This is a genomic window from Natrinema hispanicum (genome assembly GCF_900111485.1).
Lineage (GTDB): Archaea > Halobacteriota > Halobacteria > Halobacteriales > Natrialbaceae > Natrinema > Natrinema hispanicum_A.
Genome location: NZ_FOIC01000001.1, coordinates 204,234 through 223,557, shown reverse-complemented (window position 1 = coordinate 223,557; position 19,324 = coordinate 204,234). Strand labels below are relative to the sequence as shown.

Genomic DNA, 19,324 nt, shown 5'->3' with positions numbered 1-19,324 from the left:
GTCTCCGTGAGGGATGGCTCGTCCGGCCTGAAGACCGACCACTCCTGTTTCTTCGGTCATCCGCGTACGAGAAGGGGCCAGCGGCGCGTACCGGTTCTGTCACGGAGTGACGGTCTGTATTCCGGATCCCAATATTCCCAGCGTGAGCCCCGAGACGAGCAGGGAGAGTCCGGCGACGAACAGCAAACTATGGAGCCAGTTGCGCTCCCCTCGCTCCCTCCCGCCGGCCGCGAGCCGACTACCGATCGCGTCCGCCTTCGCGCCGAGCGGATCGGGGAACATCGACAGCACCTCGAAGGGTTCGGCGGGATCCAGTGCGCCGACGAGCAGCGCGAACGTGACGAAGATCACGAATCCGACGGGCGGGACGGCTGCGAGTGCGAGCCACGGGTTCGTGAGAGCGGTCGAGAGGGCGACGATCGGCACGGCTGCGAGGACGGTCGTCAGTATCGACCGTCCGAGTCGCGCGTCCGAAAGGGGATCGAAGCCGACCAGTCGAGCGCTCCAGCAGTGGAAGACGAACATCGAACCGTAGCCGACGCTGGTCGCGATGGCGGCACCGTGCATCCCGAAACGAGGGATGAGCGCGACGTTGAGCACGAGGTTAATCATAGCCGCACCACCGGTGGCCGCGACCGGATATCGGAGCATGCCCTTCCCCTGTGAAATCGCCAACACTGGGCGCGCGAGCGCGAACCCGAGCGATCCAGGGAGTAACAGCAGCAGGGGCGTGATCGCTGGCATGGCGTCCGCACCGAAGTAGATCGGCACGGCGACATCCGCAAGCGCCGCGAGCCCAACCGCCATGACGCCCGTGAGAAGGAACGTGTACCGCGTCGTTCGGGATGCCAGCTCCGAGATCTCTCGAAACCGGTTTTGCGACCACAACTCCGATGTCGAGTGGACGAACACCGTCTGAAGGGCCATCGGGATGAACCAGAGGAACTCGGCGAGTGTGAGCGCCGCCTTGTAGTTCCCGACCGCGGCGCTCTCCCGGAAATGCTGGAGCATCACGATGTCGATATGATAGAGCGACATCAGCAGGAAGACCAGCGCGATGCTCATCGAGTTGAACGTGAGCATCTGCTTCCGGGGGAACCGCTTCGTCGGGCGGCTGAAGAGACACGACAGCGACACGCGGCGATGCACGAGCGCCAGTCCGATCACGGCGACGAGCGTACTTGCAACCAGATGCCCTGCAAGCGCGCCGATTACACCAGCGCCGAGGTACACCAGCGGCACGGCGACGACGACGAATCCGATCTTGTCGAGGATCTTCAGGGGTTCTGAATATCGCTCGAGGCCGAATCCCATAAGCGTTTTTCGCGCGTAATCGCGAAACTGCGCCGTCACGACGAGTGCGGCGAGGACGTAGAAATACCGCGTCAGATCGGATCCGAACGCACGGCCGACGACGCCGAACCGTGTCGCAAGCACCAGCAGGAGGGCCCCGAGGGCAGAGAGCACGATCGCCAGCCGGAGATAAAAGCCGACGACGTGTTCGCTCCAGTTGGCTGCGGCCCGATCCTCCGCGAGGAACTTTCGGACGCCGTCAGTGATCCCGGAGCTGACGAATATCATGTAGATCGCGAAGATGGACAGCAAAAACGCGTATTCGCCGAACGCCGATGCGCCGAGAAGCCGGTACAAAAGCGGCGTCGAGAGCGCAGTGACGACGAGCACGACTACTTTCGCACTGACCACCGAGAAGACGCCGCTCGCAATACTCCGATTCACGGTTTCACCCTGTGACAATCGACAGCCGCCATCGACGACGATCGCTCACGATCCGACGTACTCACTGTGGCGAGACAGTGGCGACTGTGTGGCGTTATTATACGGGGGTTAAACGGGTCGAGACGCGGTTACGAGTACGTGTTCTCCCAGGTCGTGACGTCACTCGCCCCGAGGTCACGGATTCCGTCGACCAGTCGGTTCTTCTTGAACGCCGGGCTCGTCGACGAATCGTAGAGGCAGACGGCTTCCTCGTCACCCGACGACTCGAGTACCGAGTCACGAACGAGTGCGTTGGAACCGAGGTCGATGAACGGATGCTGACTGGCTCGCAGTTCGCTCTGGTAGACCGTCAGATCCGTACCTGTGTTGACGATGGCGTTCCGGTCCGTCCCGTCTCGGCCCTGCTGTATGACATCGACGTAGCTGAAGCGGCAGTTGTCCCGCTCACACCGAATCCCGTCGCGGAAGCCGCCACCGTCGCCTGCCTGCCCCGAGATCGTCAGCTGCTCGGCGAGTATCTGCTCGGTCCGATCGCTCTCTCGAATCCAGAGCGGATAGCCGCCGGCGGTTTCGTGGGTGATATCCGTCTCGACGATCGTCGTCTCGCCGCACTCGGGCGAGAGGACGATTCCGTGGTTGATGTCCGACCCTCGGATATCCAGGCGCGTATTGGCGATCCGGGCACTTTCGCAGTTGTTCATCACCGAAATCGCGTGACTCGTCGGCATCGGCGAGGTGATCTCGATAGCGGCCCCGTAGATCTCGATATCACGACCGTTTTCGATCCGGATCCCACGCTGGGCTCTATCCGCCGGCCGCGTCGCGTCGACTTCGACAGTCGGCCACCGAATTTCGCTTCCCTGGCCACCGACACGCACGTTCGCGCCGTTGCTGTTGTAGAACCAGCCACCGTGGACGATGATCGTCCCCTTGCCACCCGCCGCGTAGAGGCCGTTGTTCGGAAAGCCGCCGAGCCAGCAGTGTCTGAACTCGAGCGTTCCCACGTTCTGGTTCGCTTCGATACCGATCGGGCCACGCCAGCGGTTGCCGGCGTTCGGCGTATTGTCGACCCACGCACCGCCGTCCGGCGCTCGGAACCGTTCGACAATCCCGTAGCCGTCGGGATCGGTGACGTTGAACATGCCCGGCCCCCACGTCCCGCTGTCGTGGAAGCCGTCGATCGTCACGTCGCGGACCTCGAGTCGGTCGGCGGAGGCTTCGATCGTCCGGATCCCCGTGTCGGGTGCCGACTGGTCGACGTCGAAGCCTTCGAAGCGGAGGTGGCCCCCGGGGCTGTACGAGACACCGAGGCGGAACAGCCGATACTGCGGCCCGTCGAACTCGTGGAAGTCCGCCGGAATAAGCGTCGCGTTCTCGCCGACGACGCCGAAGTTGTCGAAGCCCGTGAATCGAAACTGCTCGTCCATGAAGTACTCTCCCTCGGGAAACACGAGCAGCGTGTCGTCACTGCGGAGGTCCTCGAGCACGGGCGTGATCGATTCAGTACCGGTATCGTCCGCGCCGGCCTCGGTCACGTCTACGACGGTCGCGTACTCGTCGTCGTAGTGGTCGTACGGGTCCGATGCGGCGGCAGTCGACGTCAAGCCGAGTCCGGCGGCACACGCCGCCACGGTTTTTCGCAGGAACCCCCTCCTCGACCGTGAGCTCGATCCGTCGATCGATGGTCGACCGGCCTCCCCCTCGGTCGAGTGAGAATCACGAGAAGCGTCACGATTCAAGCGCTGCAGATCACGTCCATCCGACATTGAAATACAAGTCGTTGTGAGTAATGACGGGGTCCAGTAGCTATGGATTCGGATAGCAAGTTTTTAAGTTCGAGAGTCGGCCGTCGCACTCGAGTCAGCCGAAGCGATTCGATTGTTGAAACGGTTGCACGTGTTACAATTCGCCGATCCAGCGGCGAGAACGAGGAAATTCTCACGCGTCAACTTCTCGTTTATCACCTCGGTAATCACTGCTCTCGCGACGGACCATCGTGGCGATCGGCTCCTGATCATCCGTCTCGTTATCGACATTCCTCGGGCATTCGATCGCTCTCGAGCGTGGCGGCGATCAGTTCGGAGACGGCGTGGCGAAGTCGCTGGGAAACCGCGGAATCCGAGATGCCGAGTCGATCGGCGAGGTCGTCCTGTGTGGCTCCGCGTGGCACGTCGAAGTAGCCGGCGAAGTAGGCCATTGTGAGCACCTCGTGCTGGCGTTCTGTGAGGAAATACGTCTGCTCGTCGGACGCTGATGAGTCGTACAGTCGGTTCACCCGAAACGAGACGCCGTGAGCGCGACAGTGTGCTCGAAACGCCGACAATGCGTCGCGATTGGGGACGTGGACCCGTGTGATCCACCCACCGTCGCCACTCGTGATCGTGAAGGCGAACACCCCGTTCTCGACACAGCAGTCAGGAACGATCTCGAGGGGCGTCTCGACGTCGACGCGATAGATCGTTCGGTTCTCGAAGACGGCGACACGTGTCGGGTTCGAAACGGTCGGGTCGGCGTCCATCGCCGCCTCGAGTGCTGTATCCGCGTCGCTGAACGCCGAGACGAACTGTTGGCGTTGCGCATCGGTCGTCGTCCCGTACTCGTATCTGAGCGTCACGCCGGAACAGCGTTCTATCGTCGGGACCAATGGAAGGCTGTCGTGGCTGAGATGGATTTCTGCAATAAATCCCATTGAGATATCGGTGTCGTACTCCGTCGTCGGGACCAGTGGCCCATACTTATACCGCGGGTAAGCGAGTTGCAGCGACTCGAAACCGTCCTGTGAGGGCGGTCAGTTCATGTAACCTAGATCGGCCAGCCGATCGGTGACCGCCTCGTCCGTCGCCGGTCGTTTACCGTCGTGCGTGTCGTACTCGGGATAGGACGTCGGTTCGATCGGGTCGACGACGGGAACGACGCTGCCGTCCATGCGGTCACTGTAGGGAACGCCCATCGCGGCCATGACCGTCGGCGCGACATCGAAGAGGTGGGTCCGTTCGAGCGCGGCGGTCTCGTCGATTCCCTCACCCGCGGCGATGAAGACCCCGTCGAGTTTATGATTCCACGGTTCGGCCGGGCTGAAGTAGTTGCCCTCGCCCAGCTGCTCGGAGAGCATGTGATCGAAGCCAGCAGGGATCGTGACGATGTCGACCGTCTCCTCGAGTTCGTCACCGTGGAAGTACTGCTCGCGCGGCGCGACCGTCTCGAAGAACGGCTCGCCATCGGGTGTTTCGATCGCCTGAAGCGCCCGGATGAGGTTCTCGCGGAGTTCCTCGTACTCTTCCGGTGGAATGATACCGTTCGGTTCCCGCCCTTCGAGGTTGATTCGAACGCCGAGTTCGGTCCGTGCACGGACGTAGGCCTCCGACTCGGCGAAGTCGACCTGCTCGTTGGCCGTCCGGGAGATGCCGCTCGGTGCATACTCGATGGCGAGCTCGGCCAGTCCGACCCGCTCGAGCGCGGTCCTGATGCGACGGGCGGTGATGCCGAATCGGGCGGCAACCGACGCTGCGCGTGCAGCGACGCCGGGCTCCCAGGTGTCGTACTCTTCGCCTTCGCGGAGCCGTCTGCGCATCGGTGTCCACGACGGCATCCCCTTGCCGCCGGTCGTCGTCTCGAGGTAGCCCATATCGCGGAGGTACTCGTTGACCCGGAACTCGTACCCGTCGTACTGTCCCATGCCGTGATCGCTCACGAGGAAGACGCGGTCGGGATCGCAGTCCTCGAGAATCTTTCCGATCTGTTCGTCGGTCGCTTCGTAGACGCGGTCGACGTGTCGTTGCTTGCCGCTGAACTCGTGGAAGACCGTATCCGTCTTCTGGAACTGGACGAAGCCGAAGTCCGGCTCGAACTCGCCGACGAGGTAGCGAAACGCTTGGCCGCGCATCCGAACGAGGTTCTGATACTCGTCGATCTTCGCACTGTCGGACAGCGAGTCGTCGTCTCGTGTGTAGCTCGGGTAGACGCGATACTCCCCGATCGCGTCGCGGACCTCGTCTAAGAGTCCGGCGGGGTGACACGGCGGGTCCTCGGGCCCGAGGAAGCCGGGGATCACCGCCCCGTCGAACTCGTCGGGTGGATGCGTCACTGGTGCGTTGACGATGACGCTCGAGCGGTCATGGTGATCCAGCAGCGTCCACAGCGAATGCTCGTGGACATCGTCGTTGCTCGCCACGTGCCAGTCGTAGCCGTCGTAGCCGACAAAGCCGACCACACCGTGTTTCCCGGGGTTAACCCCGGTATAAATCGATGGCCACGCGCTCGGCGTCCATGGTGGGATCTGCGACTCGAGCGGCGCGGCGACCCCCTCCGAACAGAGCCGCTCGATGGTCGGAATTCGGTTTGCTTTGAATAACCGTTCGAAAACCGGCAGACACCCCGCATCGATCCCGATCAGCAGCGTGTCCAGCCCGTTCGATTCGTTCGTACCCCCAGTCGATGTCGTGTCGTCACGGCGAAACGTCCGAGTCATCCTTTACTACTCAATGTGTTCGTTCGACCGCAGCCGACAGCCCACGGCAGCGGCGTTGTTCGTTGCACCACGTCTCTACGCCTATCGATGGAGACGGGATACTTCATTATCGAGACGTTAAACCCACCACACCGCCCGAATTCTGGCGGTCTGCTAGATTTGTGGCACCGGTCACGGGCGAATGCCCGACATCGTTTCGAGCACGTTCTCGAGGAGCCCAACGGCATCTGCTTCCAGTTGCTCGGCCCGAAACTCGTCTCGCGCTTCGGCCGTAAGGCGGATGACCGGCTCGGTGCCGCTCGGACGCAGGAGGAACCAGCCGTCGCCGACATCGACGTAGACGCCGTCGAGCGTCTCAATGTCGTCGTAGCGCTTGCGGACGCGCTCTCGGACTCGGTTCATCACGGCCTCTTTGTCCTCGAGTTTGACCGACGTGCGGCGGATGGGGTACGTCTCGATCTCCGCGACGAGATCGGACAGCACCCCGCGGTCGGCAATGAGTTCGACGAGTTTACACGCGGCAAGCGGGCCGTCCGGACACAGCGTCTCGTCCGGCCAGATCCACGCCCCGCTGGGCTCCCCGCCGAAGACGACGTCCGGCTGTGTGGCGCGGTCGGCCACGAAGCCGTCACCGACCCGCGTTCGGCTCACCGACGCGCCGACCGTCGCCAGCGCGTCGTCGACAGCCATGCTCGTATCGATCGGCGCAGCGATCACGTCGCCATCGGTCGCAGCCTCACGTGCGAACAGGGCGAGGAGGGCATCTTTCGGCACGAAAGAACCGGTCTCGTCGACGGCGAGCATCCGATCGGCGTCGCCATCATGGGCGATCCCCACCGCCGCGTCGGTCGCCTCGACGAGTGCCGAGAGGTCGCCGAGCGTCTCTCGTGTCGGCTCGCTCGGCCGACCGGGAAAGCGTCCGTCTCGCTGTCCGTTCAGCGTCACGACGTCACAGCCGACCTCCGAGAGCACGCGGGCGGTGATCGCACCGGTGCCGTTCCCAATGTCGACGGCGACACTCGGCGGCTCGTCGATCGAAACAGACTCGCACAATGCCGCCGCGTGGCGATCGGTCGCATCCGGGACCGGCTCGCGCGAGCCGTGTCCGTCCCACGGACGGAGGTCGTACTCGTCGCCTTCGATGCGAGCGGTGATCGCCTCGAGTTGCTCGGGATCGAAGGCCTTGCCCGAGGCCGACCAGAGTTTGAGCCCGTTATCCGGTGCGGGATTGTGCGAGGCCGTGACGACGATGCCTGCATCCGCGTTCGTTCGCGGGACCGCTCTGGCGATCGTCGGTGTTGGTGCGACACCGGCCTCGAGCACGTCTGCGCCACATTCTCGCAGTCCGGCGGTCACTGTATCGGTCAGGACCGCGCCGCTCTCTCGAGCGTCTCGTCCCACGACGACCCGCTCGTAGCCGTCGGACGCGACGGCGCGCCCAATCGAGAGCGCGAGTTCGGCTGTTACTGCTTCGCCGACAGTGCCGCGGATACCGCTCGTTCCGAACATAGCATGGGCTCTCGAGGACGCAGGGATTACTATGGAGTTGTTAGGACGAGGTCGCGGGTATTCAGGGGCTATCTGTGTGAGGGCTGTGTTCTATTGGCGGATATCACAGCGGTAGCTCATACCAATAGCTCTCTGGGCGAAAAGTGTAAGGAATAGTATGATAGTCCCGGGCAGATTCGAACTGCCGTCATGGGCTTGCTTCCGTGACGGACTGAACCGAAACACGTCCAAAGGCCCATATGATTGGCCACTACACCACGGGACTTCTCACTCCGATCAAAGTCCCGTGTACCTCGTAAATCCTCCGGATTTACTCGCCACCACGGGACTCCACGGAACGTCACTCGATGGATAGACCGCCATCGCACAATAGTGTTACTTTTCGTCGTGAGACGGAAGTGTGATCGTCCCCGCTTCGGCATGGCGATGACAGCTCCGACAGAGCGTTATCACGTTGTCCATCGTGTGTGCAGCTTCGGGCCGCTCGAACGACCGCACTGGCCGGCGATGATGCACGTCGGGATTCCGGCCCAGTTCTTCGGCACTCGTCCCGCAGTGTTGACACTCGTAGTCGTCACGCTCAAGGGCCTGCCGTCGCACCCGCCACCAGCGCTGGCCGTAGTCGATCGATCCGCCTTCCCACTGATGGTGATCCGGTCCGACGACGTTCTCTGATAACCAGTCACCGTAGCACTCGAGCGTACAGAAGACGCCTCGTTTCTGCTTCTCGAGTCGCGCCGGCCGAGCCTCGAGTTCGGCATCGCAGGCTTCGCAGCCGACGATGACCCGCTCACCTTTCTCCGACGGATTTCCCGGTACCACTCCGCGGGCACTCTCGACGCATTCTGGACAGTACATACCTGGCTTGTCCGAGGGATAGTAGTCGAGCGTCGCTCCACAGCGATTGCACGTCCCGGTTTCTTTCGCGTCTTTCCAGTTTCCGTTGTGTTCTCCACCGTTTGGATTACAGTCGTCGCAGAACTCGCGTCGTGCTTTCGGGTCGTAGAACTCGACTCCACAGCCCGTACAGGTTCGATTGGGGAGTGGCTCACCGTGGACTTTGGTATGATGCTGGCGCATTCCCTGTTCGGTGTTCAGGGACTTCCCACAGGTCGGACAGTCCATAACTATCGTCGTAGTTATGGGGAAATAAACACTAGCCAACCGCAGTGAAAGTGATCCGAACGGCCTCGAGCGACGCGCTCGAGTCTATTCAGGGAACCCGATTCGGCAACGGAAAAGCTGCTCGCGACGGAGCCGGCTTACAGGTAGCCTTCCTCGGCCAGTCGCTCGATGCCTTCCTCGAGTCGCTCTTCGCTCGCTGCATACGAGATCCGCGCGTAGCCGGGGGTGCCAAAGGCGCTGCCGGGCACGGTCGCGACGTGGGCGTCTTCGATCGCGCCTTCACACCAGGCCTGATCGTCGTCGTCTACGGGGAGCATCATGTAGAACGCACCCTCCGGGACGGCGACATCGACGTCGTGTTCGTCGAGCAGATCGATGACGAGGTCGCGGCGTTCTTCGAAGGCTGCGACCATTTCGTCGACGGCGTCCTCGGTCTCGAGCGCTTCGAGGCCGGCGTGCTGGACGAAGTTCACGGCCGAGGAGACGGAGTGGCTGTGGAGTTTGCCGGCCTGGTCGATCAGATCCTCTGGACCGGCGAAGTAGCCGAGCCGCCAGCCGGTCATCGAGTAGGCCTTCGAGAAGCCGTTGACGGTGACGGTGCGGTCGGCCATGCCCTCGAGCGTGCCGAGGCTGGTCGGTTCGACACCGTAGGTGATCTCCTTGTAAATCTCGTCGGAGATGACGGTGATGTCGTGTTCGACGGCGAGATCGCGGACGCCCTCGAGCGCGGCGTCGGAGTAGACCGCGCCGGTGGGGTTCGACGGGGAGTTGACGACGAGTAGTTCGGTGTCGTCCGAAACTGCGGCCTCGAGGTCGTCGAGGGCGGGCTCGAGCTGGAAGTCCGAGTCAGAGAGGTCGACGCGGGTCAACTCGCCGCCGGCCATCTTGACCATCGCCTCGTAGGAGACCCATGCGGGGTCGAGCAGGACGACCTCGTCACCGTCTTCGATGAGTGCCTGGACGATCTCGTAGAGAGCCTGTTTCGCGCCGGGTGTGACGATGATCTCGTCGGCGGTGTGCTCTAAGCCGTCGTCGGCGAGTTTGTCGGCGATGGCCTCGCGCAGTTCGAGGATACCGGCGGAAGTCGTGTAGCCGGTGTGGCCGGCATCCATCGCGTCCTTGCCGGCCTCGACGATGTTCTCGGGCGTGGGGAAGTCGGGTTCGCCGACGGAGAGGTCGACGACGTCTGCGCCTTCGGCCTCGAGTTCGGTTGCGAGCGCGGAGATAGCAAGCGTCGCGGACGGTTCGACTCGGGTTACACGGTCGGTAAATTCCATAGTCATTGTTGGGAGTCGGCTACGGGACTGGGATCTGGGAGTTCGTCGACGAGATCGAGCGCGCCGTCGACGGCCTTGGCAGCGTTTTCGACGCGTTCGCGCGCTTCGGCGGCGGACATGCCGGGGCCGGTCACGCCGAGTGTCACCGGCGTATCGCGCTCGAGACTCACGTCGGAGAGTCGCTGCGCGGTAGCGTCGGTGATCACCTGATCGTGGTCGGTATCGCCGGTGATGACGGTGCCGATCACGGCGACAGCGTCAATCTCGTCGCGACGTGCGAGCCGGTCAGCGGCCAGCGGCGCGTCGTAGACGCCCGGTACGTGGACCGTCTCGTACACGTCGGCACCCGCGGCCGTTGCGGCCTCGAGTGCGTCCTGCTCCATCTGCTCGGTGATCGGCCGGTTGAACTCCGCGACCACCAGTCCGAGCGTGGTCATAGGCGAGCGGTAGGGAGGACGGGTAAAAGAGGTACCGTTCTGCGGTGGCCGCGTGCTATCGATTGTCGGCCGGGCCAGGGCTCGACAGCACCCGATTCTCGCGCTCGAGCCGGACAAGAACCGCTACGACGTGTCGGTACTGCGAAACGACACGTCGCCGTTGGTCGTCTCGAGACGGATGCGGCGGGTCCCATCACCCAGCGTCATCTCGAGCGAACTGTCGCTCGAGGCGGTCGAATCGCCAAAGCCCTCGACCGAGATGTCGCCGTTGGTCGTCTCGATGCTGACGGTCGCATCGACCGATTCGGGTGCCCGAACCGTGATTTCGCCGTTAGTACTCTCCGCGGTCAGGTCGCCGCCGTCTGCAAGCACGATGTCGATATCCCCGTTCGTCGTGTCCGCGTCTACGTCGCCGCTGACGCCAGCGGCATGGACCTCGCCGTTAGTGGTCTCGGCGCTCAGTCCGCCGTCGACGCCCTCAGCATCGATCCGGCCGTTCGTCGTTCCGGCGACGAGGTCGCCGGTCACGTTCCGGGTCGCGACATCGCCGTTGGTCGTCTCCGCCCGCGCAAGTTGGATTCCCGACGGAACCGTCACCGCGAGGTCGACTTTGGGATCGGGGCCGAAGAGAAACGGCGTCGTTTCGAAGTTCGTCTCGAGTGTGAGTTGCCCGTCGCTCCGGTTGGATTCGAGAGTTACTGACTCGAGAGTGTCTTCGGTCGGTGCCGCTTTGTCGGCCGTGACCTCGATCGCGTCGCCTTCGGCTCCGTCGACGGTGATCGCGCCGTTGACGGTTTCGAGCGCGAGTGAACTGAGATCGGAGGTTTCGTAGGTTTCCGTCACGGTTTCCGTTGCGCCCCTGCCAGTCGCGAGACAGCCGGCGAGTGTGCCGAGGGTGCCGAGACTTCCCCCACCGAGCAACTGGCGTCGCGAAATATCATGTTGCATACGGAGAACTACCCGTTCTCACAACATATGTACTGGTAGTCAGTTTCTGACGTGGGTGCTCTCCACGAAGGTTTTTATAAGATAACAAATTCGTCGGGTGACACCGTTTGCTGTCACGGCCAGTTCCGTTCGATCGGAACGCATCTGTGATACGTGGGCAGCAAGGAGCGATCGCGCTTCGAGCATCCCGTTTGGGAATTCTTAAGCGCGGCCGACGACAACCGCGGCGTAATGACGACGCTACGGACGCCGGGACCGACGATCGGTGTAGTCGGAGGGGGACAGCTCGGGCGGATGCTCGCCGAGGCGGCCGCACCGCTTGGCGTCGAGGTGGTCGTGCTCGATCCGACGCCGGACTGTCCGGCGGCGCTCGTGGCCCGCGACCAGATCGTTGCTGACTTCGACGACGAAGCGGGGATCCGCGACCTCGCCGAGCGCGCCGATGTCCTCACGTTCGAAATCGAACTCGCCGACCAGAACGTCATGGACCGCATCAGTGAGGAGACGGGGACGCCGGTCCACCCGAAGCCCTCGACGCTCGAGACGATCCACGACAAACTCGTCCAGAAACGCGAACTCGAGGACGCGGGCGTTCCAGTGCCACCGTTTCGCAAGGTCGACGATGCCGACGACATTCGCGAGGCGATCGATGACTACGGCGCGCCGGTGATGCTCAAAGCCCGCACCGGCGGCTACGACGGGCGTGGGAACGTACCAGTCGAGTCCAAAGCCGACGCCGAGGACGCCCTCGAGTCGGTCGCCGGTCCCGCGATGGTCGAGTCCTTTGTCGACTTCGAGCGCGAGGTGTCGGTTATCGCCGTCAAGGGTGACGACGAGGTTGCCACCTTCCCGCTGGGCGAGAACGTCCACGAAGACGAGATCCTCCGGGAGACGATCGTTCCTGCCCGCTCGAGCGAAGCCGTTACCGAGCGCGCATATGACGTTGCGCGGGACGTGCTCGAAGTAATGGACGGGCGTGGCGTCTACGGGATCGAGCTCTTTGAAGCGACGGACGGCGAGATCCTGCTCAACGAGATCGCCCCGCGCCCGCACAACTCGGGCCACTGGACGATCGAGGGGACCCAAACCTCGCAGTTCGAACAGCACACCCGGGCCGTGCTGGGCTGGCCGCTCGGTTCGACAGCCCTGCGTTCGCCGACGGTGATGACGAACCTGCTCGGCGACGTCGACGAAGAGCAACCGGCAGCCGTGGGCGACATCGACGAGATCCTCGGAACACCCGGCGCGGCCCTCCACTGGTACGGCAAGCAGCAGGCGCGCCCGCTCCGAAAAATGGGCCACGTCACCGTGACGGGCGACGAAGGCACCGACTCCATCGACGACCTCCTCGAGACGGCGCGCGAACTCGAGGCCGCCGTGACGTTCCAGTCGTAGTCGCTCGACTGCGATCGATTCGATCTCGGTCTCGTTTACCACTGTTTCAAGTCGCTTGCCCGACCAGCATCGCCTATGAGCGACAGCGTTAGCGACTTGATCGACCGCCTGCACGACGAAGCCGACCAGGACCGCCCGGCTGCGGAGACTCCCGACATCGGGATCGTGATGGGCAGTGACTCCGACCTCGAGACGATGATGACCGGCGGCAAACGTCGCGGAGCCTACGATGCCTTCGTGGATGACCTCGGCTTCGCCGAGCAGACCGATTACGAGGACGCGCCCGATGAACGGTTCACGTTCGAGACCTACGTCACGTCGGCCCACCGAACGCCGGACTTAATGACGGCTTACGCCGAGACGGCCGAGGATCGTGGGCTCGAGGTTCTCATCGCTGGCGCGGGCGGCAAGTCCGCGGATCTGCCGAACATGACTGCCTCGATCGCGTATCCGCTGCCAGTCATCGGCGTCCCGGTTCAGGAAAAATCCGTCGACAGCGTCATCGGAATGCCGACCGGCGCGCCGCTGGTCGCCGTCGACGCCGGCAAATCGTTCAACGCCGCGCTATCGGCCGCCCAAATCCTCGCTCGCCAGCACGACGACGTTCGCGACCGGTTGGTCGAGTACCACGAGGGACTACGCGACGGCGTCGGGGCTGTGTCCCGTGAACTCCACGACGAGGGGACGCCGGCGTTCCGGGAGCGCGAACAGTAACGAGCGCGATTCCGTTCGCGAGAGATCTGGTCACGTTCTGACCCCAGTTGCAGAACACCTGTCACGACTGCTTGGAATTTTCAGCTGGATAAAGACGGGGCCGCTCGAGTGCCCAACGTTACTGGTTCGACGGCGAGTAATATTTCTTTACCGGTCCGACACCTCTCCAGGTATCTATATATAGGATCATGTGACTATTCACATGGGAGTTATTCACGCTGAAATCCCGTTGTGGCCCGTGTTTCCCGCAAAAACAAAGGATCAACCCTTATGTGTGTGCGGTTTGAAGCCCCGAACGTTACCGAGATGAATGATTGGATCGCCATCGGGGCACTGGCGCTCGTCGGGGTACTGATACCGTTCGGGATGATGACGGTATCGTATCTCCTGCGGCCCACGGTTCCCGAAACGAGTAAACGCGCCACCTACGAGAGTGGCGAGATTCCGACCGGCGGAACGCGCATCCGGTTCAATATTCAATACTACATGGTTGCGCTTCTGTTCGTCGTCTTCGATATCGAGACCGTCCTTCTGTTCCCCTGGGCGGTCGCCTATCAGGATGCGCTCGCGGCGGATATCCCGCTTGCCCGCGCGCTCGGGCCGATGCTGGCGTTCGTCGCTATCCTGCTCGTCGGACTCGCGTGGGCGTGGCGCACAGGCGCGGTACAGTGGGCACGGACACCTCGCCAACTGGACGCTGACAGACCATGAGTAGCGAACAACCCGAACAACCACGCCAGCAGATCTACGACAGCACCGCACCGTCGACGGACACCCGCGATTCGCGCATCGGGGAGGGTGCCGACGACCGCTTCAACTCCAAGCTTCGCGAGGCCTTCGGATCGACCCCCTTCATTCTCACGAAGTTCGACAAGTTCATGAACTGGGTGCGGGGCAACTCGATGTTCATGCTCCAGTTCGGGATCGCGTGTTGCAGCATCGAGATGATGCACACCTACGCGATCAAACACGACCTGGATCGCTTCGGGGCCGGCGTGCCACGCGCGTCGCCCCGTCAGGCCGACGTGATGATCGTCCCCGGGACAATCGTCTCCAAATTCGGCCCCCGCATGAAGCGGGTCTACGACCAGATGCCCGAACCCAAGTTCGTCGTCGGCATGGGCTCGTGTACGATCTCCGGCGGCCCCTTCCAGGAAGGCTACAACGTCGTCAAGGGTGCCGAGGAGATCATCCCCATCGACATCCACGTCCCCGGCTGCCCGCCGCGGCCGGAGGCGCTCGTCTACGGTATTGCCAAACTCCAAGAACGCATCCGCAACGGCGAGTCGACGCCCGTCGTCGTCAAACCGTACGAACTCGAGAAGTTCGGCGACCTGCCGAAAGACGAGCTCGTCCAGAAGCTCGCGGACGACATCGACGAAGACGACCTCGTCATGCGCTACAACTGGGCTGATTCACCATGAGCACGGGACTCGAACGACAGCCGGCAGTCGAGGTCACCGAAGACGAACTCGAGGCGATCGTCGGTGATCGCGCGCTCGCACGCGACGATCATCTGAACGCGCCCGGATTCGTCATCCGGCCGGACGACGTTCAGGACGTCCTCAAAGACCTCCGGGACGAGGCCGGATTCGACCACCTCGCCAACCTGACCGCACAGGAGTATCCGGACCGGTACGAATCGATCTACCACCTCCGGAAATACGCCGATCCGACACAAGAAGTGTCGGTCGTCGTGCCGACCACGACCGACGAGCCGGTCAGCCAGACCGCCGAACCGGTCTTCCGTACTGCCGACTGGCACGAACGGGAGGCGTTCGACCTCGTCGGCATCGACTACGAAGGCCACCCCGATCCGCGACGGATCCTGCTGCCGGAAACCTGGCAGGGCCACCCGCTCTCGCGGGACTACGACCAGGAGAAACCCCAGCTGGTGACGCTGACGGAACACGCCAATCCGATCCAGCCCGACCACCACGACGACGAGTCGGACACGATGTTCCTCAATATCGGGCCACACCACCCGGCGACCCACGGTGTGCTCCACATCGAGACGGTGTTAGACGGTGAAACCGTCGTCGACGTCGATCCCGACATCGGCTATCTCCACCGCTGTGAGGAGCAGATGTGCCAGCAGGGCACCTATCGCCACCAGATCATGCCGTATCCCGACCGCTGGGACTACGTCTCGGCTGGTCTCTTGAACGAGTGGGCCTACGCACGCGTCGCCGAAGACCTCGCGGACATCGACGTCCCCGAGTACGCCCAGGTCATTCGGACGATGGGGGCCGAACTCTCCCGGATCGCCTCACACATGCTCGCGCTGGCGACGTTCGCACTGGACGTCTACGGCGACTTCACCGCCATCTTCCAGTATGGGATGCGTGATCGTGAGGTCGTCCAGGACATTCTCGAGGATCTGACCGGCCAGCGGCTCATGTTCAACTACTTCCGGCTGGGCGGGGTCGCCTGGGACCTGCCCGAACCCCGCGAGGAGTTCATCGAGAAGACGCGCGACTTCCTCGATGGCCTTCCTGCAAAGGTCGACGAGTACAACGACCTGCTGACCGCAAACGAGATCTTCCAGATTCGAACGCACGATACCGGCATTCTCGAGCCCGAGGTCGCCAAACAGTACGGCTGTACCGGCCCCGTCGCTCGCGGGTCGGGCATCGACTACGACCTCCGTCGGGACGACCCCTACGGCTACTACGAGAACTTAGAGTGGGACGTCGTCACCAAGGACGGCTGTGACAACTACAGCCGCGTCCTCGTGCGTATGCAAGAAGTCGAGGAGTCCGCGAAGATCATCGAGCAGTGTCTCGACTTGCTCGAGGACTGGCCCGAGGACGAACGGACCGTCCAGAGCAACGTTCCGCGGACGCTGAAGCCGGATGCGGACACCGAGATCTACCGCGCCGTCGAAGGTGCAAAGGGCGAACTCGGCATCTACATTCGCGCGGACGGCACGGACAAGCCGGGTCGGTTCAAGATCCGCAGCCCGTGTTTCCACAACCTCTCGGCGCTGCCCGAGATGGCCGAAGGGGAGTACATCCCCGACATGATCGCGTCGCTTGGCAGTCTCGACATCGTGCTCGGGGAGGTGGACCGATAGTATGACCGGCACAACTGTCGCCGCAACCGATGCGGCGTCGGGGCTGCCGGCGGTCCCGCTGCAGGATACGGTCTTGCTCCCCGAACGGATCGGTGAACTGACCGGCCTCGACGGGTTCGGCCTCGGCGGAGAACTCCTCGCGACGTTCCTTGCGGCCTTTCTCATCGGGAACCTGATGCTCGCGATGACTGGAGTCGCAGGGCCGTGGGCGAAACGAAAGATCACTGCCGCCTTCACCGACCGGATCGCGGTCAATCGGCTCGGGCCGGCAGGACTGTTCATTATCGTCGCCGACTCGGTTCGACTCCTCTCGAAGGAGCTTATCATTCCCGAAAACGCCGATCGACCGGCCTACGATCTCGCGCCGATCGTCGTTGCGGCGTCGGCGCTGCTTGGGTTTGCCGTCATCCCGATGGGAAGCGGCCTCCACCTCGCAGATCCCGAGGTCGGACTTGCATACGTCTTCGCCGTCTCCGGGATCGCCAGTCTCGGGCTGGTGATGGCCGGCTACGCGTCGGCGAACAAGTACTCGCTGCTCGGCGGCCTTCGTGCGGTGGCACAGAATATCGCCTACGAGATTCCGCTGGTCATCACCGGGATGTCGGTCGTGATCTTCGCCGGCACGCTACAGATGGGCGAGATCGTCGCCGCCCAACACGAGACGCTGGTCGAGATCGCTGGTATCTCGATTCCGACGTGGTACGCGTTCGTCAACCCCTTCGCGTTCGTCCTCTTTCTGGTGGCGAACTTCGCGGAGGTCGGGCGCAACCCCTTCGACACGCCGGAGGCACCAACCGAGATCGTCGCGGGGTATCAGACCGAGTACTCCTCGGTGCACTTCGTGTTGATCTACCTCGGTGAGTTCCTCCACATCTTCCTCGGCGGGGCGATCATCGCGACGATCTTCCTCGGCGGGCCCGCAGGCCCCGTCCTGCCGGGCATCGTCTGGTTTATCATCAAGATCTGGGCGGTGTTCTTCGCGACGCAGTGGCTGCGCTCTGCGGTGCCACGCGTCCGGATCGACCAACTGATCGAGATCGGCTGGAAGGGACTGCTCGTCCTCTCCTTTGCGAATCTCATCCTGACCGCGGTAATCGTGGGGCTGATAGCATGATCGGGATACTCAAATCGATGGCAACGACGATGAAACACGCACTGGACGGCTCGACGTTCACGGTAGAGTATCCAGAGACCGCACCGGACGTCTCGCCGCGATTCCGCGGCGTCCACAAGTTCAGCCAGGAGCGGTGTATCTGGTGTCGCCAGTGTGAAAACGTTTGCCCGAACGACACGATCCAGATCGTCACGAACGATCAACGACAGGGCGAACAGTACAACCTCCACATCGGCCAGTGTATCTACTGCCGGCTCTGTGAGGAGGTCTGTCCCGTCGACGCCATCCTGCTGACGGAGAACTTCGAGTTCACCGCGGACACGAAACACGACTTCGTCTACAACAAAGAGCAGCTGAAGGCAGTACCGTGGTACAAAGACATCGACCCACTCGCCGCCCGCGAACCCGATCGAGACGCGTGGGTCGGTGAAGGTGAAGGGGAGGTCGATTACCAGTAACGGGTCCGCCCGTCCCGCAAACGGGCAGTAACTACCAATACATGAACTACGAGCTGATCGCGTTCGCGCTGTTTGCGTTACTCACGCTTGCCAGCGCGGTGGGTGTCGTGCTCATGCAGGACCCGTGGCATTCGGCGCTCCTGCTGGGCGTGGCGCTGCTCAGCGTGGCAATCCATTATGTGATGCTGGCGGCGGAGTTCGTCGCCATGATGCAGGTCCTCGTCTACGTCGGCGGGGTCCTCGTCCTCATCACGTTCGCTGTCATGCTGACCCAGCGCGACGATTCCGACACGGACGAGGTGGTACAGGCATGACGACCGGCCCGAAACTCAGACTCGGAAAGACGCTGGTCCCCGGACTACTCGCGGTCGGGCTGTTCGGCGTGATGGCACTGATCACGCTGAACGCGGCCTTCGAGCCGATGACCGCGGCTGCGGGGGCTGGCTTCCCCGCCGACGTCTCAATTACGGCCGAACTCGGCTACGCGCTGTTTGGCTTCGATGAACTCCAACAGATCGGCGGCACCGAACCGTTCCTCGCCGCCGTCTTGCTCGTCGCCGTCGCACTCGACGCCGCACTCGACGCCTCGCTCGTCCTCGCGAAACGCGAGGAAGGTGGCGAACCCGTCGCCGCGCTCTCGAGCGCTGGCGAGGAAGCAAGCGCCACTGGCGGGCCGGAACCGGCCGTGACTGACGGTGGGACCGACGGCTCGAGTGCAGCAACGAACGACCGGCACACAGACACTGGAGGTGACAGCCGATGACCGTCGACGTGCAGTATTACGTGCTGCTGTCGATGGCAGTGTTCTGTATCGGGCTGTTCGGGGTGTTGACGCGTCGTAACGCACTGTTGTTCCTGATGTCCGTCGAACTCATGCTGAACGCGGCGAATATCAATCTGATCGCGTTCGCGTTCTATCACGGCAACCTCACCGGCCAGCTGTTCGCGCTGTTTACGATGGCGCTGGCTGCCGCCGAGGTGGCCGTCGGACTCGGGATCATCCTGGTGTTGTACCGTAACTTCCGTGACATCGACGTCACGGTTCCGACGACGATGAGGTGGTAAG

The 19,324-nt window shown here is 62.9% G+C and carries 19 protein-coding genes and 1 tRNA gene; 10 read left to right on the top strand and 10 right to left on the bottom strand.

Annotated features, from left to right (window positions below; genetic code table 11):
• Window positions 1-99: 99 nt before the first annotated feature.
• The 10 genes from BSG09_RS01180 to BSG09_RS01135 all read right to left on the bottom strand — a co-directional run bounded on the left by BSG09_RS01180 (window position 100) and on the right by BSG09_RS01135 (window position 11,501).
• Window positions 100-1,737 (bottom strand): flippase, encoded by a 1,638-nt coding sequence (locus BSG09_RS01180; protein ID WP_092929235.1) that lies wholly within the window; start codon window positions 1,735-1,737, stop codon window positions 100-102.
• 128 nt (window positions 1,738-1,865) lie between these two features.
• Window positions 1,866-3,368: a right-handed parallel beta-helix repeat-containing protein gene (locus BSG09_RS01175; protein ID WP_175542115.1), complete on the bottom strand. Its 1,503-nt coding sequence runs from the start codon at window positions 3,366-3,368 to the stop codon at window positions 1,866-1,868.
• Window positions 3,369-3,763: 395 nt separating this feature from the next.
• Entirely contained in the window at window positions 3,764-4,426 is a 663-nt protein-coding gene (locus tag BSG09_RS01170) for a helix-turn-helix domain-containing protein (protein WP_092929232.1), read from the bottom strand.
• Between the two features lie 99 nt (window positions 4,427-4,525).
• Window positions 4,526-6,205 carry an alkaline phosphatase family protein gene (locus BSG09_RS01165; protein WP_092929230.1) on the bottom strand — a complete coding sequence of 560 codons (1,680 nt, stop codon included), beginning with the start codon at window positions 6,203-6,205 and terminating at the stop codon, window positions 4,526-4,528.
• 171 nt (window positions 6,206-6,376) lie between these two features.
• Entirely contained in the window at window positions 6,377-7,714 is a 1,338-nt protein-coding gene (glmM, locus tag BSG09_RS01160; RefSeq protein ID WP_092929228.1) for a phosphoglucosamine mutase, read from the bottom strand.
• A gap of 161 nt (window positions 7,715-7,875) precedes the next feature.
• Window positions 7,876-7,979, bottom strand: a tRNA-Gln gene (locus BSG09_RS01155).
• A 110-nt stretch (window positions 7,980-8,089) separates the two neighbouring features.
• Complete coding sequence (locus BSG09_RS01150) at window positions 8,090-8,839, bottom strand: HNH endonuclease (RefSeq protein WP_092929226.1); 750 nt, start codon at window positions 8,837-8,839, stop codon at window positions 8,090-8,092.
• Between the two features lie 137 nt (window positions 8,840-8,976).
• Window positions 8,977-10,122 carry a pyridoxal phosphate-dependent aminotransferase gene (locus BSG09_RS01145; RefSeq protein WP_092929224.1) on the bottom strand — a complete coding sequence of 382 codons (1,146 nt, stop codon included), beginning with the start codon at window positions 10,120-10,122 and terminating at the stop codon, window positions 8,977-8,979.
• Window positions 10,119-10,553 carry a 6,7-dimethyl-8-ribityllumazine synthase gene (gene ribH / locus BSG09_RS01140; RefSeq protein WP_092929222.1) on the bottom strand — a complete coding sequence of 145 codons (435 nt, stop codon included), beginning with the start codon at window positions 10,551-10,553 and terminating at the stop codon, window positions 10,119-10,121. Before ribH ends, BSG09_RS01145 begins: the two co-directional genes overlap by 4 nt.
• Window positions 10,554-10,676: 123 nt before the next feature.
• Window positions 10,677-11,501: a DUF4097 family beta strand repeat-containing protein gene (locus BSG09_RS01135; protein ID WP_092929220.1), complete on the bottom strand. Its 825-nt coding sequence runs from the start codon at window positions 11,499-11,501 to the stop codon at window positions 10,677-10,679.
• Between the two features lie 231 nt (window positions 11,502-11,732).
• Here BSG09_RS01135 and BSG09_RS01130 point away from each other — a divergent pair, with 231 nt between their 5' ends.
• The 10 genes from BSG09_RS01130 (at window position 11,733) to nuoK (ending at window position 19,323) form a co-directional block, all read left to right on the top strand.
• Window positions 11,733-12,896 carry a 5-(carboxyamino)imidazole ribonucleotide synthase gene (locus tag BSG09_RS01130; protein WP_092929464.1) on the top strand — a complete coding sequence of 388 codons (1,164 nt, stop codon included), beginning with the start codon at window positions 11,733-11,735 and terminating at the stop codon, window positions 12,894-12,896.
• Between the two features lie 75 nt (window positions 12,897-12,971).
• A complete protein-coding gene (locus BSG09_RS01125; RefSeq protein ID WP_092929218.1) occupies window positions 12,972-13,610 on the top strand; it encodes an AIR carboxylase family protein in 639 nt (212 codons plus the stop codon).
• 306 nt (window positions 13,611-13,916) lie between these two features.
• Window positions 13,917-14,321 (top strand): NADH-quinone oxidoreductase subunit A, encoded by a 405-nt coding sequence (locus tag BSG09_RS01120; protein WP_049911582.1) that lies wholly within the window; start codon window positions 13,917-13,919, stop codon window positions 14,319-14,321.
• Window positions 14,318-15,034, top strand: a complete 717-nt coding sequence (locus BSG09_RS01115; RefSeq protein WP_092929216.1) for an NADH-quinone oxidoreductase subunit B — start codon at window positions 14,318-14,320, stop codon at window positions 15,032-15,034. The genes BSG09_RS01120 and BSG09_RS01115 overlap by 4 nt, the downstream gene beginning before the upstream one ends.
• Complete coding sequence (locus tag BSG09_RS01110) at window positions 15,031-16,686, top strand: NADH-quinone oxidoreductase subunit D (RefSeq protein WP_092929214.1); 1,656 nt, start codon at window positions 15,031-15,033, stop codon at window positions 16,684-16,686. The genes BSG09_RS01115 and BSG09_RS01110 overlap by 4 nt, the downstream gene beginning before the upstream one ends.
• 1 nt (window position 16,687) lies before the next feature.
• Window positions 16,688-17,800 (top strand): complex I subunit 1/NuoH family protein, encoded by a 1,113-nt coding sequence (locus BSG09_RS01105; protein ID WP_092929212.1) that lies wholly within the window; start codon window positions 16,688-16,690, stop codon window positions 17,798-17,800.
• Window positions 17,797-18,258, top strand: coding sequence for a NuoI/complex I 23 kDa subunit family protein (locus BSG09_RS01100; protein ID WP_008009959.1), 462 nt, complete (start codon window positions 17,797-17,799; stop codon window positions 18,256-18,258). Before BSG09_RS01105 ends, BSG09_RS01100 begins: the two co-directional genes overlap by 4 nt.
• Window positions 18,259-18,299: 41 nt before the next feature.
• Window positions 18,300-18,572 (top strand): NADH-quinone oxidoreductase subunit J, encoded by a 273-nt coding sequence (locus tag BSG09_RS01095; protein WP_092929210.1) that lies wholly within the window; start codon window positions 18,300-18,302, stop codon window positions 18,570-18,572.
• Window positions 18,569-19,021, top strand: coding sequence for a hypothetical protein (locus BSG09_RS01090; RefSeq protein WP_092929208.1), 453 nt, complete (start codon window positions 18,569-18,571; stop codon window positions 19,019-19,021). The genes BSG09_RS01095 and BSG09_RS01090 overlap by 4 nt, the downstream gene beginning before the upstream one ends.
• The gene (gene nuoK, locus BSG09_RS01085) at window positions 19,018-19,323 is read left to right on the top strand and encodes an NADH-quinone oxidoreductase subunit NuoK (protein ID WP_092929206.1); all 306 of its coding nucleotides are present in this window, start codon (window positions 19,018-19,020) and stop codon (window positions 19,321-19,323) included. The genes BSG09_RS01090 and nuoK overlap by 4 nt, the downstream gene beginning before the upstream one ends.
• Window position 19,324 lies beyond the last annotated feature (1 nt).